19 protein-coding genes are annotated in these 17,364 nt (G+C 41.3%); 13 read left to right on the top strand and 6 right to left on the bottom strand.

Going from position 1 to position 17,364, the window contains the following annotated elements:
* The first annotated feature begins 358 nt into the window (after nt 1-358).
* Nucleotides 359-1,600: a serine/threonine transporter SstT gene (gene sstT, locus KS242_RS04170; RefSeq protein ID WP_217323150.1), complete on the top strand. Its 1,242-nt coding sequence runs from the start codon at nt 359-361 to the stop codon at nt 1,598-1,600.
* A 652-nt stretch (nt 1,601-2,252) separates the two neighbouring features.
* Here the strand turns inward: sstT and KS242_RS04175 are convergent.
* Nucleotides 2,253-3,410 (bottom strand): DUF3298 and DUF4163 domain-containing protein, encoded by a 1,158-nt coding sequence (locus KS242_RS04175; protein ID WP_217323151.1) that lies wholly within the window; start codon nt 3,408-3,410, stop codon nt 2,253-2,255.
* A gap of 640 nt (nt 3,411-4,050) precedes the next feature.
* Here KS242_RS04175 and KS242_RS04180 point away from each other — a divergent pair.
* Complete coding sequence (locus tag KS242_RS04180) at nt 4,051-4,368, top strand: hypothetical protein (RefSeq protein ID WP_217323152.1); 318 nt, start codon at nt 4,051-4,053, stop codon at nt 4,366-4,368.
* Between the two features lie 74 nt (nt 4,369-4,442).
* Here the strand turns inward: KS242_RS04180 and KS242_RS04185 are convergent, their stop codons facing one another.
* A complete protein-coding gene (locus KS242_RS04185; RefSeq protein ID WP_217323153.1) occupies nt 4,443-4,790 on the bottom strand; it encodes an ABC transporter in 348 nt (115 codons plus the stop codon).
* A gap of 1 nt (nt 4,791) precedes the next feature.
* Nucleotides 4,792-5,499, bottom strand: coding sequence for a GntR family transcriptional regulator (locus tag KS242_RS04190; protein WP_217323154.1), 708 nt, complete (start codon nt 5,497-5,499; stop codon nt 4,792-4,794).
* Between the two features lie 166 nt (nt 5,500-5,665).
* Between KS242_RS04190 and KS242_RS04195 the strand changes: the two genes are divergently transcribed.
* Together KS242_RS04195 and bglA are read left to right on the top strand one after the other, a co-directional pair.
* Nucleotides 5,666-7,579 (top strand): beta-glucoside-specific PTS transporter subunit IIABC, encoded by a 1,914-nt coding sequence (locus KS242_RS04195; protein ID WP_217323155.1) that lies wholly within the window; start codon nt 5,666-5,668, stop codon nt 7,577-7,579.
* 12 nt (nt 7,580-7,591) lie between these two features.
* Nucleotides 7,592-9,031: a 6-phospho-beta-glucosidase BglA gene (bglA, locus tag KS242_RS04200; protein WP_217323156.1), complete on the top strand. Its 1,440-nt coding sequence runs from the start codon at nt 7,592-7,594 to the stop codon at nt 9,029-9,031.
* Nucleotides 9,032-9,330: 299 nt separating this feature from the next.
* On the opposite strand, the gene KS242_RS04205 is transcribed toward bglA, so the two are convergent.
* Entirely contained in the window at nt 9,331-10,101 is a 771-nt protein-coding gene (locus KS242_RS04205; protein WP_217323157.1) for a class I SAM-dependent methyltransferase, read from the bottom strand.
* 252 nt (nt 10,102-10,353) lie between these two features.
* Between KS242_RS04205 and KS242_RS18030 the strand changes: the two genes are divergently transcribed.
* Nucleotides 10,354-10,548, top strand: a complete 195-nt coding sequence (locus tag KS242_RS18030) for a GNAT family N-acetyltransferase (RefSeq protein WP_254391804.1) — start codon at nt 10,354-10,356, stop codon at nt 10,546-10,548.
* 6 nt (nt 10,549-10,554) lie between these two features.
* Nucleotides 10,555-10,872, top strand: a complete 318-nt coding sequence (locus KS242_RS18035) for a GNAT family N-acetyltransferase (protein ID WP_256444527.1) — start codon at nt 10,555-10,557, stop codon at nt 10,870-10,872.
* Here the strand turns inward: KS242_RS18035 and KS242_RS04215 are convergent.
* Entirely contained in the window at nt 10,863-11,264 is a 402-nt protein-coding gene (locus tag KS242_RS04215; RefSeq protein WP_217323158.1) for a hypothetical protein, read from the bottom strand. The two genes, KS242_RS18035 and KS242_RS04215, sit on opposite strands and share 10 nt — an antisense overlap.
* Before the next feature lie 57 nt (nt 11,265-11,321).
* On the opposite strand from KS242_RS04215, the gene KS242_RS04220 reads away from it, so the two are divergent.
* From KS242_RS04220 to KS242_RS04250, 7 genes are all read left to right on the top strand, one after another.
* Nucleotides 11,322-12,077 (top strand): AAA family ATPase, encoded by a 756-nt coding sequence (locus tag KS242_RS04220; RefSeq protein ID WP_217323159.1) that lies wholly within the window; start codon nt 11,322-11,324, stop codon nt 12,075-12,077.
* Nucleotides 12,078-12,155: 78 nt separating this feature from the next.
* Nucleotides 12,156-12,599, top strand: a complete 444-nt coding sequence (locus tag KS242_RS04225) for a GNAT family N-acetyltransferase (RefSeq protein WP_217323160.1) — start codon at nt 12,156-12,158, stop codon at nt 12,597-12,599.
* 106 nt (nt 12,600-12,705) lie between these two features.
* On the top strand, nt 12,706-13,293 hold the full coding sequence (locus KS242_RS04230; RefSeq protein ID WP_256444528.1) for a type 1 glutamine amidotransferase: 588 nt from the start codon (nt 12,706-12,708) through the stop codon (nt 13,291-13,293).
* Between the two features lie 6 nt (nt 13,294-13,299).
* Entirely contained in the window at nt 13,300-13,632 is a 333-nt protein-coding gene (locus tag KS242_RS04235; protein ID WP_217323161.1) for a hypothetical protein, read from the top strand.
* A 45-nt stretch (nt 13,633-13,677) separates the two neighbouring features.
* On the top strand, nt 13,678-14,130 hold the full coding sequence (locus KS242_RS04240) for an NUDIX domain-containing protein (RefSeq protein WP_217323162.1): 453 nt from the start codon (nt 13,678-13,680) through the stop codon (nt 14,128-14,130).
* Between the two features lie 83 nt (nt 14,131-14,213).
* Complete coding sequence (locus KS242_RS04245) at nt 14,214-14,672, top strand: MerR family transcriptional regulator (RefSeq protein WP_217323163.1); 459 nt, start codon at nt 14,214-14,216, stop codon at nt 14,670-14,672.
* Nucleotides 14,673-14,813: 141 nt separating this feature from the next.
* Entirely contained in the window at nt 14,814-15,563 is a 750-nt protein-coding gene (locus KS242_RS04250) for a class I SAM-dependent methyltransferase (protein WP_217323164.1), read from the top strand.
* On the opposite strand, the gene pabB is transcribed toward KS242_RS04250, so the two are convergent.
* Nucleotides 15,560-17,290, bottom strand: a complete 1,731-nt coding sequence (pabB, locus tag KS242_RS04255; protein ID WP_217323165.1) for an aminodeoxychorismate synthase component I — start codon at nt 17,288-17,290, stop codon at nt 15,560-15,562. The two genes, KS242_RS04250 and pabB, sit on opposite strands and share 4 nt — an antisense overlap.
* Between the last annotated feature and the right edge of the window lie 74 nt (nt 17,291-17,364).

The following is a 17,364-nucleotide window of genomic DNA, read 5'->3' on the forward strand; positions in this document are numbered from 1 at the left end:
GCAAATCCACCGGAAGATAGTAACCTATATCATGCAGGCTATGGCTTACATGAACGCGGCACAAATCTTGGATGGAAACAGAAAAGCAGTATCGTCGTCAAAGCTGGTAAACATCTAGTTATAACAAGAGTCTTGACAAAAATGATGGGAAAAGACTATTGAAGCATGCTTAAGTCAGAACGAGAAAATAATTACGCTAGAAGTATCATCTGCCAAATATAAAAATCGTCAAAAATTCTTGTAATCCCTTCTAATTAGCTCTATAATTGTTCTTATTATAAAGACAGTTGTATTTATAGAGAGGACAAAAGATGCTTTTCTTTAGCAGCTTGTGTGAACATTAGAGTGGGGGTATTTGATGAAGAACGTACTTAAGCAGTGGAATCGGTTTAGTTTAGTGCAGCAAATTATTATTGGTCTTATTATCGGTATCATCTTTGCACTGACAATTCCCGATGCAGGAACACCTATTACGATTTTTGGAACACTGTTCGTCGGTGCATTAAAAGCAATCGCGCCTTTGCTTGTTCTTTTCTTAGTGATGGCAGCTATATCACAGCATAAAAAAGGACAGCAAACCAATATGAAATCAGTTATTACACTGTATCTTCTCGGTACTTTTGCTGCTGCGGTTGTCGGGGTAGTAGCAAGTTTTCTATTCCCAGTCAGTATATCGTTAGCTGATCCTCCGGAAGATACTGCGGCGCCAGGCGGTCTTGGAGAAGTGCTGCAGACATTATTACTTAATGTTGTTGACAACCCAGTTAGTGCACTTGTTAATTCTAACTTCATTGGGATCCTCGCGTGGTCAGTGCTGTTTGGCCTAGCACTGCGGAGTGCCCCGGATACAACGAAGACGATGATTGCAGGTGTATCTGATGCAATAACGAAAGTAATCACTTGGGTCATAAAATTCGCTCCTCTAGGAATTATGGGACTGGTCTACCAGTCAATTTCAGAGAATGGTTTGTCTTCATTGGCGAGTTATGGGCAGGTACTGGCTCTCCTGTTAGGAAGTATGGTATTTGTTGCGCTTGTCGTTAATCCGCTAATTGCTTTTATATATATTAGGCAGAATCCCTATCCGCTTGTGTTTACATGTCTGAAGGAAAGTGGCATTACGGCCTTCTTTACCCGTAGCTCGGCAGCCAACATTCCTGTTAATATGAAGCTAAGTGAGAAGCTTGGATTGAATAAGGATAGCTATTCTGTGTCTATTCCGTTAGGTGCGACAATCAATATGGCTGGTGCTGCCATTACAATATCTGTTTTAACTTTAGCCACTGTCCACACATTAAATATTGAAGTGAACTTTGTTACAGCTCTGCTATTGAGTGTCTTAGCAGCTATAAGTGCATGTGGTGCATCTGGTGTAGCCGGCGGTTCTCTGCTATTGATCCCGCTAGCGAGCAGCCTGTTCGGCGTCCCAGCCGATGTTGCCATGCAAGTAGTCGGAATCGGCTTTATCATCGGTGTCGTGCAAGACTCCACTGAAACGGCACTCAATTCTTCCACTGATGTCTTATTTACAGCTGTTGCTGAATTTAAGGATAGGCGAAAAGCAGGAGAGAAGATATCTATCTCGAATAAAACAGCATAAAGGTAAAGGACTGCACCTGACACAGGTGCAGTCCTTTTTGTTGAAAAAGAGAAGTTATAAAAGAGGAAAATGAAATTCAAGCAGCTAACTATTACTGGAGAGGCGGTATATTAGGAAGCAAAATCTCCTTTCAATCAGCATACGTAGAGTGCAGCGCCACCGTTTATGGAATTAAATAAGAAAGCAACCGGAAAAGCGAGGGAAAGACTGAGAAAGCTGCAAATGGATTATATACAAGCCTTTACGTTTCAAAAGTAGAGGTATAGCCCGCATTTCATAGCTTAAAGCAGTGATTTAGCAAGAGTTGTTGCCTCTTTAAAAGGAACAGCCAGACTAAACTCCTTGCTAGTACCCTGCTAGGTGCGAATCAAAAACTGTTCGTCAATGAAATATTTTATATGGAAACAATTGATAAGACAGGGATGGTTCCCACAGGATCTCTTAAAGGACCATTCGCCATATTAAATGCAGAAGGTTCTATAAGTATTCGAATTTAAGTTTTGAAAGTGATAATTTTCTAAGTTAAGTATAGTTAATTAATAAGGAAATGAAACCTCCAAGAACAGCTGTATTGGCAGCACTAGGAGGTTGTTTAGTACAAATAAAAAGCGATACTACATTCCATGATGTTTATTTAGAAATTATGTTTATGTTAGAAGGTAAAGTTCAGCATTACCTTGGGTACATCCTCATTAACCATCTTAGACAATACTTCTGCTTCATTTTGGAGGTTTGGATCCGTACTGAATTCAAGTGGCATTTCCATTATAGTTCCGTAAGTAAAAACTTTTCTATCTTTTGTTGCTATATAGGTTTCAAGTGGACCTTCCATATAATCTTCTTCCTCGTATACGTAGATAGTAAATATATTACATATGACCGCATCGTCTATTTTAAAATTGAAGTTATAACTCGTATCCGTGATTTGAGAAACGCTTTTTTCAACTGTGAATTTATTTTTCCAAGAAGATGGAAGTTCCAATTCGAAGCCATATTCTTTATTAGTGTAAGTGATCATTCCATTTGCAGTCGATTCTTTCTCCAACTCTTTTGTTCGCTTTTTCAAATCTTCCCATTTTACTTCAATATCTACAATCCCTGTAGCCATCGGAAAGATATAATAATAATCATTATAAATAGTGATTGAGTTTTCAGTTACTTTAAAATTCTTGTAGTTTTCGGGTACTGGTGTGGTGGATTTCATAGCATACTGTTTATAGCGCTCGGATACGGGAGATTCTCGATATTCACTAAATCTCGCATCGGTAATGAGTGCATTTGAAACAAAATCCGATAATGCCCTGAATGAAACATCATGTTTCTTTAAAACTTCATCAATGGTTAGAGCTCGATTTTCCTTTAGATCAAAATATAGGCTTTCGGAACTTGGCGAACCATGGGCACCACCTGCATAGATGTAATTATTATAATGAATTGATACAAATTCATCTGAAATGATAGGCTCATCAAACTCGCTCGTATAGGTATAGATCATGTTGGGCAGGAGTTGGTAATATCCTTCATCATTTTTCTCTGTCTTGTGGTGCTCGAATAAATTAGTGGCATTTGGTTCAATAAGTTTATCCAAAGGTTCATAATCGAACTTTGGATATGCTATTTGGATATCGCTTCGTTCTGTTTTATCTTTTAACTCAACAGTTTCATAGTTTAATAGCTTCTTAGCTATCATTTCTTCCTTCTCTGGATTATCTTTTAGTTCAGAAGCAGACCCCTTGGATGTAGAAGTACTGCACCCTGCCAATAAAATAAATATTAGTACGATAGTCACAGGTTGTTTCCAAAATTTCATGTGCGTTCATCCTTCCCTTTTACTAGAAATATAAATAAATTGTACCATTTTTGAATAGGGATAATGTAAGTAATTTAGTTTGCCACTCTATCCACGGTGAAGAGTTATATAAAGTATTGGTACAAAAAATCTATTGTCGATAGATTAATAATATGGATTAGAAATTTACCAACTATCTTTAAATGAAACAACTAATAGATTAGATAAAGGAGACATAACTTTGTACCTACAAGGCAAACTAAACAAAAAGACATACCTCATATCACTAATCGAGAATCTATTTTTCGATAGTATATACACCTGTTTCTTGCTGATGTTTTATTGGTTTGCATGGCGTTTAGCCGATACAATTATGTTTATTGGGTAGCTCCGGACCAATATACCGCTGTTAGCAGGGTGCGGTATTGTATTAATTTGTCTTGTAGCAAGAGTCTATTGGATTTACCGTAAGCAGCTAATACAACGATATTTAAATGAATCAGTTTAAGGCATGAATATTTCGTAGGAGAAGCTATCGATTGCTAGGAAGGAGTTTCTGCTAACTAAATTGAAGTATATTTGTACTTATGTTATTAAACCTTATCGATATATACCTTACGAGCAATAGATATATCGAAATCTATCGCATGGAGGAGACAGAATGGCCAAGCAAGGCTCTCTAATTCTTGTTTTGTTGCTATTGTTTTTGACTGGATGTGCCCAAGGAAGCTACGATGATGAAATGGACATGGTGTTTGCCCAGGAAAAAGCTTATTTAAAAGAAGGCAGCTCCTTAGAACTAAACAATATGGACTCCGAAGTGACTGTTTATAAAGGTGGTAAGTACATTTCAGTCAAGTACGAATCTGGTATCGGCTTGTACCGTAAAAGCTCGGACGGAGATTATAAGCGGCAAGCGGATTCAAATGGATTTGAAGATTCAGATCCAGTAATTACTAGAGCAGTGAATGTTGATTGAAAAAAATAAATAAAGAAGCAAACATAAAGCCACCAAAATCTGCTTAGATTTGGTGGCTTTATGTTTGAGTGAAATTAAGTTATACGCAGCATCTGTCTTAGTTCATCCCATGCGCTTACGCTAAACGAATCTCCCATCTGTTCTAATTTACGATTGATCTCATGCCATTCTGCTAAAAGGATAGGATGCACTTCTGTCGTATCGGCGATGTTGTAGATAATGAGCAGGAAGTCGAGTGTTTCATTAACTAGATACGTATCCTTCACATGCAGTAAAACATCGAGAACAGCTGGAATGGCATCATATGCATCTGAAGAAGAAAGATTTTCAGTCAGTTCATCGTAGCAATCACTGAAATACCATTCGTTTTTGTCTAACTCTATTTCCCAGTTTTCGTAAATCTTCCATAAGCGATCTTTCATCTTACAGCGAATGCCCCGTAGATTGGAAAAAGAACTGTGACTGCTGGTAGTTATATGTGACCTTGGAAAAGTCGAATGGCACCCCATTATTGAGATAAAATATTGTCTCGACAAATAGCTTTGGATCACCTTTGTTTAGCTGTAATTGTTGTGCTTCCTCTTGGTCCAGTTTTTGAATGTGGAAATATAAATCGGAAAAGCCAATTTTTGCACCTAACGCATTACTAATATAGTCAAAAATGGAGCCGGTAGCGATTTCAGTATTCAAGTACGTAACAATAGACTTGTTGTAATAGGATTCTTCTAAGCAAAGTGTCTGGCCGTTAATATAGCGAATACGTTTTACGTAATAAACATCTTCTTCTGGATTGATTTTGAGATTAAATGCTGCATCTTCAGGAGGTTTGCGAATATCAAGCTCCACTACATGCGCCGTAATATCGAATTCACTCAATTCGTCACTAAAGCCTTGATTGGAGAAGCCAATATAGCCTTTGCGGTTTCGGCGGCGAACGAAAATGCCGCTGCCGCGCACTTGATAAACAAGTCCTTTTCGCTCGAGCAGACTAAGTGCTTTAATAACCGTACTTTTACTCGTTTTGTATTTGGACATAAATGTTTCCAGTACAGGCAGCTTGGTACCCTGTGCAAGGTCATCCTTTTCGATATCCTGTTGAATCTCGTTTGCGATTTGCTGGTATTTTAGCATAGTTACATTCCTTATTTGTTTAGATAGGGCGATTTTAGCACAGCAAAGCGTTAACGAAAACCCTCTTTTAAAACTATAGCTTATCAATAAAATTAGATTATACTTGATAAATTATAACGGTATAATTATAATGTAAGCGTATACTAAATAAAAAAGAGGTGTTAATATGGCTGAGAAGGTAAGAGATTATTCAAAACTTGCTCGTGATATATTAGACGCGGTTGGCGGCGAAGAAAATGTCGTCAGTGCTACCCGATGTGCAACACGCTTACGTTTAGTACTAAAAAACTCCAATTCGGCTGCGAAACAAGAGGTGAACAATCTGCCAGGTGTTATTACAGTAGTTGAAAATGGCGGACAGTTCCAAGTTGTTATTGGACAGCATGTTGGAGAAGTGTACGAAGAGTTTGCCAAACTGGTGAACGTAGATACAGAGAATGAAGACTATGAGAATAAAGGTTCAATTTTGAACCGAGTTATTGCAACCATGTCGGCAGTTTTTGCGCCGTTCATCTATATACTTGCTGCTGCTGGTATATTGCAAGGTGTATTGATTCTGCTAAAAATGCTATTTTCAAACTTTGAAAATACAAGTACGTTTGCAGTCTTGGATTTTATGTCTTGGGCACCGTTTACATTCTTGCCTATCTTTATCGCCATTACAGCATCCAAGCATTTTAAGACAAATACGTATATTGCGGTAGCAGCCACAGCGGCTCTTGTAAGTCCGGAGTGGACAGCAATGGCTGAAAGTATTGGGAATGGCAGCAGTTTGAACTTCTTAGGGCTGCCACTGACAGAAACAACCTATACATCATCCGTTTTACCGCCATTATTTCTAGTGTGGATTCTCTCTTACTTGGAACGCTTCTTAAACAAGAGCATTCATGAAGTTGTCCGTCCTATCTTTGTGCCATTTCTAAGTATCTTAATTATCGTTCCGTTGACATTAGTCATTATTGGACCGATTACAACACTTGGTGCGAATGGAATTGCAAACGGATACAATATACTGGCTGATAATGTACCTTGGCTCGCAGCAGCTATTATTGGTGCCTTTTGGCAGGTAATTGTTATCTTTGGTGTTCATTGGGGTATTACGCCGCTTTCTCTAGCAAACTATGAACAATATGGTATGGATTCCTTCCAGGCATACCAAACGATTGCGGTTATTGCGCAAGTTGGAGCGGTTGTCGGCGTAATCATCAAAGCAAAAAGCAAGGAAACAAAGAGAATCGGTATATCCGCTGGTACGACTGGCATATTTGGTATTACCGAGCCAGCCATTTACGGCGTAACATTACGTTTTAAGAAACCATTTATTATTGGATGTATTTCAGGTGCGATTGGAGCAATTACAGCAAGCTTTTTCAATCCATATTACTTTGCTTACGCCGGATTGCCGGGCCCGCTGACAATTGTAAACGGTATCAACGCTGACTATCCTACAAGCGTATGGGGCATCTTAATCGGTTCTGTCATTGCAATTGTGCTGCCAATCATTTTGATTCAGATCTTCGGATTTGGCGAAGATACAGCCAAACAAGCCGATGAAGACTTGGCAAAAGGGAAAGATGCAGTCACTACGGAAGACAGCAAAGCAGAAGCATCCGCTGCACAAACTAGTGAAGACACGATTCACGCGCCATTGAGCGGAAAACTGATGTCGCTGGAAACAGTACCTGATGAGGTATTCAGCTCAGGAGCAATGGGAATGGGTCTGGCAATCGAGCCGAATGAAAATAAGGTTTACGCCCCATTTGATGGGAAAGTTGTCATGATTGCACCGACGAAACATGCGATTGGTCTGCAGTCCGACAATGGTGTAGAGGTATTAATACATGTTGGTCTTGATACAGTCAAACTGGATGGTGAGCCTTTTACGCTTCGTGTGAAAGAAGGAGACAGTGTCAAACAAGGGGATGTTATCAATGAGTTTGATGCAGAAGCCATTAAGTCCGCGGGCGTGCAAACGATTACCCCAATTATTGTGACGAATCCAGCTAACTATACGGAGATTACGATTGATGAAACAGAGATGACAGCGCACGGCAATAACTTAATGACAGCTATTAAATAGGAGGAGATAGAAATGAAAACATTACCGAAAGACTTTTTATGGGGCGGCGCACTTGCCGCGCATCAATTCGAGGGTGGCTGGAATCAGGACGGTAAAGGGCCAAGCGTCATTGATGTGATGACAGCAGGTGCACATGGTGTACCAAGAGAGATTACAGAGACAATCGAGGAAGATAAGTTTTATCCAAACCATGAAGCGATTGATTTTTACAATCGCTATAAAGAAGATGTAGCGCTATTTGCAGAAATGGGCCTAAAATGTTTGCGTACATCAATTGGCTGGACGCGAATCTTCCCGAAAGGTGACGAAGCAGAACCGAATGAAGCTGGCTTGCAGTTCTATGATGATCTATTTGATGAGCTGCTGAAGCATAATATTCAGCCGGTTATCACGCTGTCCCACTTTGAGATGCCTTTGCATTTAGCACGCGAATATGGCGGATTCCGCAATCGTGAAGTCGTGCAGCATTTCGTTCGATTCGCTGAAGTCGTGTTCCGCCGCTATAAAGATAAGGTCAAATACTGGATGACATTTAACGAAATCAATAACAAAATGGACACAGACAATCCGTTATTCCTCTGGACTAATTCCGGTGTAACAGTTGAGGAAGGGGAAAACGCGCGCGAAGTTATGTACCAAGCAGGACATCATGAGCTGATTGCCAGTGCGCGCGCTGTGCGTAAGGGGAAGGAGATTAATCCAGATTTCCAGATTGGTGCGATGGTATCACATGTCCCTGTATATCCTTACTCCTCCAACCCAGCTGACGTGATGCTTGCTGAGGAACTAATGCGTGAACGGTATTTCTTCCCAGATGTCCATGTCCGCGGCTATTACCCAAGCTACGTGTTACAAGAATTCAAACGGGAAGGCTATAACATTGTTTTTGAAGAAGGCGATGACGAAATCCTCCGTAACGGAACAGTGGACTATCTAGGGTTTAGCTACTATATGAGTACAACTGTTAAAAGTGATAAAGAAATTGAACAGAATATCAATATTACAAACGGGGGCATGGCGCAAAGTGTAGAAAATCCATATATCAAAGCGAGCGATTGGGGCTGGTCGATTGATCCAGTCGGTCTGCGCTATACGTTAAACCGATTCTATGATCGTTACCAAATTCCTTTGTTTATCGTGGAGAACGGATTCGGCGCCGTCGACCACATAGAAGAAGACGGTTCCATCCATGACCCGCAGCGAATCGACTATTTGCGATCCCATGTCGAAGAGTTGAAAAAAGCCGTTACCTATGATGGCGTAGACCTGCTCGGCTACACACCATGGGGTATCATTGACATCGTCTCCTTCACCACAGGCGAAATGAAGAAACGCTATGGCATGATTCACGTCGACCGTGATAATGAAGGGACTGGATCAATGAAACGGTCGAAGAAAGACTCGTTTGCGTGGTATCAAAATGTGATTGCTTCAGATGGAGAAGAGCTTTAAGTTAAAAGACCTTGAAAGGGACAATCCTTTCAAGGTCTTCTTAATGAATGGTAGAGAGTAGAAGTATAAACTAAGAAAATATCTGTGATAAAATTAAGCTAAATAGAATAAACAGCATTACATAGCCACCAAATTTCTGGCGTTTTTTCAGCTTGTTCCTATGCTCAATTAGTGCGTATAGTTGTAAAACGAATGCAAACGCACAAACTAGACTTAACCAATATTCCAGCGGCATGACTCACGCTCCTCAATACATGCTTTCTATTCACATCATAGCAGAATTCCGCATGCACGGCTTTTTATCTTACCGCCTTCCAAATCGTCCACCTATCTTTTTCCACAATATCCCTTTCTGTTGTGATACAATCGTTCATATATAAAACCAACTCTTCAAGCTCATCATCTCTTAACGTATGCAGGATGCTCCTCCCCAGTCTGGAGCGCAGGTCGGCCAGCAGTTTTTCTTTTGTTTCATGTACGTGACGAACTTCCCATATTGTATGTTGTTCTAATGTGTGAAATCCGCAACTTTTTAACTTCTCAAATACGTGTTCAGCAGTATGCCTTCTGCTAATTTCTATCTCCGCAAGCTTCGGAAAACAGGTGAAGAAATAGCCTCTTATGTGCTCGGGACTTCCAGGCAGAAGACAGTCTTCCGGTGTGCGATCTTGGAGCAACAGCGTGCCGCCAGGACGCAGCAGCCGGTATGCTTCCGAGAAACAAGGCTGCAGGCTTGGCAGATGATGAACCAAGGCGCGTTCCAGAATTAAATCACAGCTAGCGTTTTCCAAACCGGTTGCCAGGGCGTCTCCTTTATGGAATTGAACCCCTTGCTCCTTCTGACAATTTTCAGCTGCTGCCTCGAGCATAACAGCTGAAGAATCTACACCTGTGACGAGCGGTATACCTAGCTCTGCTAGTGCCTTTGTATAAATACCGCCGCCACAGCCAATGTCGACTGCATGGTTTATTTGCTGGTAAGGAACTATTATTCTCATAAAGTCCATCCATGCAGGAGCAGCTTGCCTGGATGAATACGTGTACTTATTTTGCTGCGCTTTGAAATCCATAACCTATCTCCTTTGTTGATTAATATTATATATCTTCCACATAAGTGATGGAATGTCCTGTCCAACAGGAGGGAGGGACAATATGCTTGTCCAGACAATGACTTGTTTTCTGCATATGGAAAAGCAAGCAGATGGAACAAGCAGCACTCCATTGTTACAAAAAATCGGCTTCTCTAAAGTAAAACTACTAGCGGCACATAGCGATAGTCATCTAGTACATTTGTTGGTTAATGGAATGGAGGGGAAATATCTTTGAGGGTAAAGTTACGTGAACTAAAGAACGAGGATTGGCTTGCAGTCCATGCATATGCCTCTCAAGAAATAGTTTGCCAGTATCAGGCCTGGGGGCCAAACACCGAGGTAGAGTCCAAACAGTACGTGGAGGAAGTCTTGCGGGACGCGCAGGAAGAGCCGCGAGTACGATATGTTTATGCTGTCATTCTTTAAAGGGAAATGATAGGTTCTGCGCAATTACAGATCATTAGCCAACAGAATCAGGAAGGGATGATCAGTTATATCATCCATCCCGATTATTGGAACAAAGGCTTCGCGACCGAGACTGCTCAAGCTGTCTTATCCATTGGTTTTCATAAGTTTGGACTGCATCGAATCAGTGCAACTTGTGCTCCGTCTAATCTAGCTTCTGCTGCTGTATTAAACAAGATAGGCATGTCTAAAGAAGGTCATCTGCGGGAGCATATCCAGATGGAATCAGGATGGCGAGATTCCTTTCTTTATAGCATTCTGGAAAATGAGCATGCTCAAAAATGATAACCGTACGTGTAAGAGAACAACCAATAACAAACCGCCAGCAGTGCGGCGAGCGGAAAAATAACACCTAAAATGTTCGATCGTTTCCACGGGCCTTTCGGGTCTGTATAGCCTTTGTAAAGCAAATAGATTAGCAATCCTATTATCGGTACAAATAGAAAGTGACGGATATCGGCAACCCATTCATTATTTACGAGCCAGTAAGCATTTGGCGTTTGGGAGGAAACTTCATATTTGTTATTGATACGTTCCTTGACAATAACAAATAAAGTACCAAGCGCAAGATAGTATACGACAAATAGACCTTTTATTGGTTTGTTTAAGTAGCGGGTGAAGAGAATGACCGCTAAGAATAAGATAATCATAATAGCAAACAGCGTGTATTCGCGCATGACTATATTCTCCTTTCTAGAAATAAAACATCTAGCTATAAAGACAGGTGAAATCATATGAAATTGGATGAGAAGAACCAGTATGTGAGACAAATGAGTGTGAAAGAAAAATCGCCACTTCCTAATCATTTCCCGTTCACGCTGCCGATAATCCAAAATCTCGGCAAACTCTCGTTTCACCCTAATGTAACTTATATCATTGGAGAAAATGGTATGGGAAAATCAACGCTGCTTGAAGCGCTGGCTGTTGCGCTTGGATTTAACCCTGAAGGCGGGTCAAAGAATTTCTCGTTTTCGAGTTATGCCTCGCATTCCGATTTACATGAATTTATGCGGATTGTCCGCGGTGGTAACCGGCCCCAGGATGGTTACTTTTTTCGAGCAGAGACATTTTATAATGTAGCAACGCATATTGAGATGTTGGACCAGGAGCCTGGAAGCGGGCGAAAAGTGATTGACTCTTACGGGGGTACTTCGTTACACGAACAATCTCATGGGGAGGCATTTTTTGCTGCTTTTATGGAACGTTTCGGCGGAAATGGTCTCTACATACTTGATGAACCAGAAGCGGCATTATCACCCATACGCCAATTGTCCATGCTTGCCCGGATTGATGAGCTAGTTGAACAAGGCTCGCAGTTCATTATCTCAACGCATGCTCCGCTTTTAATGGGCTATCCTGATGCAAAGATTTTTGAGCTGGATTCAGATGGTGTTGCCGTTACGAAGCTGGAAGAGACACAACATTATAAAATTATGAAACAGTTCTTTGAGGACAGAGGCAGACTGTTACATCATTTATTTCAAAGATAAGGAATTGTGATAAACAAGAAGAGCTGAATAGATAAATTAGTAAATTAAAGTTAATAGATCACTTGAAGAGGTGAAAATATGGCGATAACAAAAGCAACTCTGCAAGACGTAAACCAAACAGCAGCATTATTTGAACAGTATCGCCAGTTCTATAATCAATCTTCTAACCTGAACGGGGCAGAGGCTTACTTAACAGAAAGACTGGAAAAAGAGGAATCTGTTATATTCCTAGCAAAAGATGAAGAGAGATGTGTTGGTTTTGTTCAGCTTTATATGACTTATTCTTCGATTAGCATAAAGCGGGCTTGGATATTAAACGATTTATTTGTAGCTGAAAGCAGCCGGAAACAAGGCGTAGGAGATAAACTGCTTGATGCAGCTGAGGCTTTGGCGCTGGAAACGGGTGCTGCTAGCATCGCGCTTAGTACAGCTCCAGATAATGAAAAGGCGCAACGTCTGTATGAACGGAAAGGTTATGTTCGCGATCAGCAATTTTATCATTATGAGCTGAGCTTAAATTAGGAGGAAGCAGATGCTAATTGATGTACTGCAGCACGTTTCGTTTGAGGGGCTTGCTGCTATAGAAGATTAGGGACAAAATCGGGGGCATCAATTTCGTATTCATCATTTGTACGAGGAGCCGGTACTGCCAGCTTCAATAGATGTAAGCATGCTCATTATCTTAGGTGGACCGATGAGCGCAAATGATACCGAGGATTGGTTAGAAGCGGAACGTGATCTAATTCGAGAGTTAATCACAAAACGGCAGCCGATGTTTGGTATCTGTCTAGGAGCCCAGCAAATAGCCAAAGCATTAGGAGCAGACATTTTTCAGGGAGAATATAAGGAAGTAGGATGGTATCCAATTCAAACTGTCACCCAGCATTTTTCTTCTTTCCTGCCTGATCAGATGACAGCTTTTCATTGGCATGGAGAGCAATTCTTCTTACCTGACGAAGCAATTAGACTTTTTGGTAATACAGTATGTGAGAATCAAGGTTTTATCTATAAAGAATTTGTAATAGGGTTGCAATTCCACTTGGAAATGACAGTGGAAAGCATAACCAAGTTAATTACGCATGATCAAGATTATATTGATCATGGCAATTATGTTCAAAATGCGCAGACTATGCTGTCTGCCCATATCCCGAAAAATAATAAAGAGGTGCTCTACCAGCTGTTGGATTCCCTCGTACAACAGCAAGAAAGGAAGTAAAAGCAGATGGCGTGCAGTTGTGGAAAAACATCAAATTTATTAATAGAAGCGGATTTTGGTGATGCAGTGTGGTGTGCAGTATGTAAAGTGAACTTGGAAGTGGATGAGTTGCCTATATCTGGAGAACTGAAACAACAGTTAGACGATTGGACTAGAGGCTTTGGTAAGTGGATTGACTGGGATAGTGATCGACTCACATGTGATGCAGAAAAAACAGAAGAAGTTTTTAACCAAAAAGGGGAAGTGCTAGTTGCCAAATTGCAAGAAGCATTACCTTCGTTTGCGATAACCTATCAGCCGTCAAAGCTATGTTTATTGTATGGAGCTGCCGGCCGGTAAAGCTGGCAGCTTTTAATGGGAAGCAATAAAGAAGGGGCATGCATTATGCGACAATTCGGCAAGAAAGTATTAGGCGCACAATACATAGAACGAAAAGCTGTATACGGAATCGTACAACAAAAAACAGGTGATAAAATAGGTGTCATCCGTTTAAAAACAAACGGATTGCTCGTACTCCCTGGCGGCGGAATGGAGAAGGGGGAGGACAAGTTATCGTGTTTGGAAAGGGAAGTAATGGAGGAAACGGGTTATTCAATTAGCCAACCAGTATACGTCTGCAAAGGAGCACAATACTTCCAATCTAGGGGCAGAAGCGCGTATATACAAAATGTTGCTGACTTTTATAGCAGTTTTGTCGGAGCTAGAATATGTGACCCCATAGAAGCAGATCATGAACTACTTTGGATGTCACCAGAAGAAGCAGCAGCTAATTTATTTCATGAACATCAGACATGGGCAATTCGGTGCTATTTTGGACTGTCCGCCAGAGTGAGATGAGTATACCGTTGTTGGGATTCCAAACAGGCTATAGTATACTGTAGGAAATCGTTTCCATCATACATAGTCAAGGGGGAGTAAATTTGTTTGAACAAGAGATACAGTACACGGCAAAGGATTTAGCTGCTTCATTAGAAGTGACAACTTCGACATTACGGCGATGGGCCATTGCATTGGAAAGCGCTCATTACCCGTTCAAGCGGAATAGCAAAGGGCAGCGGATTTATGCAGAGAGAGATCTTGCGACGTTAGAAGAATTAAAGAGATTACTAGCAGAGAAGCACGCTTTTGCAGACGCAATTCAGCAGTTGACGGGATATGACAAATCGACAGAACAACCGGCCAAGGAATCAGAAGCTCCGGCATTGGCGTCCAATGAATCGGAGAAGATTGATTATCAAGTATTAAAAGCAGATGAATTAGAGAAGATTGTCTCTCATGCAGTAAAACAAGCAGTAAAGAAAGAACAGGAAAAGCTGTTCAAACAGCTGAAGAAACAAATGAAAAAAGAGATGAAGAAGCTTAAAAAGAAGAAGGCTTAAGCAGGTCACGCAGGTGATTGTTTTCTTTACCGTAAAGAAGGTTCACCTCAATCTTAGAGAAAAAATTCAGAATTATGAAACTTGTAATTTTATTTGATACGAAAATAAATGTGTATTCGATTTTAGATGAGGAGGCGTTATATGAACCAGAATATTTATGATAATGCGATCTTCTTTGCGCATTACAAAGCGTTGCGTGAGAATCCAGTCAACTACAATGAACTCATGGAACAGCCGCAGATGAAAAGTATGCTGCCAGATTTAAAAGGCAAGCATGTATTGGATATTGGCTGCGGAATGGGCAATCTGGCTATGTATTGCGCGGAAAAGGGCGCGGCTAGCGTTACCGCAATTGACCCGTCTTCAAACATGCTGCAAGAAGCGAAAACGAGGAACGCGCATCCAGCTATTGATTATGTGCAGACATCATTGGAGGATGCTGTGTTGGCCAAAGCACATTACGATATTGCCGTTAGTTCCCTCGTTATGCATTATGTAGCCAACTACGATAAAGTCATTAACTCCATACAGTCAGCCTTAAAAGAGGATGGCGTTTTATTGTTTTCGTCAGAACATCCAATTGTAACAGCCCGAAAAGCAGGGAAGAAGTGGATTGAGGATGAAGAAGGGAACCGACTTCACTTTGCGATAGATGATTATCAGGAAGAAGGCAGGCGTGAGGCAGATTGGTTTGTAGATGATGTTGTTTATTACCACCGATCGTTTTCTGCGCTATGCAACGGATTGATGCATAATGGTTTCAGCCTGCTTGAAGTCAATGAGCCAATTCCAGATGTCCATGCTATCGCGCAGTTACCGCGGATTGCACATGAACTGCGCCGCCCTTCCTTTATTATTTTAAAAGCGAAGAAAACAGCTCGTCTTTACTAGACGAGCTCCATCTCTATCCATCCTCGTACACTGTTAATCAGCCAAATACGAGAAGCAGCTTTCAGGGCTTTCTTTGTCAAAATAACTTCTTCGATTTTACCGTTCTCCAGCAATTCTTCCCGGAAGGTACCGGGCAGAAGACCACTTGCAACTGGTGGTGTAAGCAATCTGCCATCCTGTTCGATGACAAGGTTGCCGATGGTGAATTCAGTCAGTTCGTCAGCTTCATTCCAAAGCAGTGTATCAAACAGTTGATGTTGATCTATTTTGTGCATAGCATAAATATCCCGGTAAGTTGTCTTATGATAATAAAATCGATTGTTCCGATCAATTGGGGTGGCTGCTAGCTTAAATGGCTGCTTTGTAAGTATCGGTTCGGGCATTTCACTATACGTAAGTTTCAATTTTCCGGTTTGATCCGCTAATAGGCGAATTCGCTGGGACTCACCAGGGTGCTTTAACTGGTGTTCCTGCAAAAGCTGCCGCACGTCCGCTTCTTGCAGCTGTATGTTGAAATAATCAGCAGACTGCAGGAACCGCTGGATATGTTTTGCTAGTATAGTGTAATTGCCGTCTTCGTATTTGATTGTTTCCAAGAGATTGAATATTGGAAGCTCTTCCTGCAGTATAGAGGATTTTGCAAGTGCCTCCTCATATTCTCCATTGCTAGTCGAGTCCCATGTGATGCCCCCGCCAACACTATAAGTTGCTTGTTTCTGTTTCTGATTAACGATGGCTGTACGAATTGGGACATTAAAGACTGCTTCTCCACCGGGTGTTATATAACCAATAGCACCGCAATATACTTCACGAGGTTCCCGTTCAAGGTCGTTTATGACTTTCATCGTACTTGCTTTCGGAGCACCAGTAATTGATCCGCAAGGGAAAAGGGCGCGCATAATATCGGTAATCGTTATTCCTGGCGCCGTATCTGCTGTTACCGTTGATGTCATCTGGTAGACAGTTGGATACTTTTCAATAGTATACAGAGCGGGAACCTGTACTGTGCCCAGCTTGGCAACCCGGCTGATATCATTACGCAACAAATCTACAATCATGACATTCTCGGCGCGATCTTTTACCGATTGTATGAGTGTTTCCCGATTCTTGAGATCTTCAGCATATGTACGGCCCCGTTTAATCGTTCCTTTCATCGGCTTTGTGCGTATTTGTTTACCATCCCAACGGAAAAACAACTCTGGAGAAGCCGATAAAATAGCGTGATCTGCCCACGCCAGGTAGGCAGTGTAGTCAGCACGCTGCGCTCGCTGCATTTGGCGAAATAAAGCTGCAGGGTCGCCTGTAAACGGCGTGCGCAAACGCATTGTATAATTAGTTTGATACGTATTTCCTGCAGCAATTTCTTCCTTAATGGTTTGAATAGCTTTTTCGTATGCTGCCTTTTCTATTGCCGGCTGCCAGTTTAGTTTTTTTGTTGCAGAATCTAGAGTTTCTGGCTGCGCAGCGATAAAATGCTTATAAATGCCAAATTGTAATAGAGGAAGCTGGGAGCCAGGGATTGTTAGATAACTGGAATCAAAAGCTCCAGCCGCTTCATAAGAAAGAAATCCTGCAGCGTAATACCCGCGTTCTGTATATGCTTGCACCTGCTCTAAGCAAGGAATAACTTCATCAATTGTATGAGCTGTTAACAACGTATACTGCTCTATGAATTGCCGATGCTGGGTCTGACCAGCTGCATCAGCAAAATTAAAGTAAGCGTACATAAACATCTCCTTTCTTGCTGTATTAGTATCTCATAAGAGGGACTCTAGTAAACTTATTTTTAACGAAAAATGTC

The sequence above is a fragment of the Terribacillus sp. DMT04 genome (genome assembly GCF_019056395.1).
In the GTDB taxonomy this organism is placed as follows: Bacteria; Bacillota; Bacilli; order Bacillales; family Amphibacillaceae; genus Terribacillus; species Terribacillus aidingensis_A.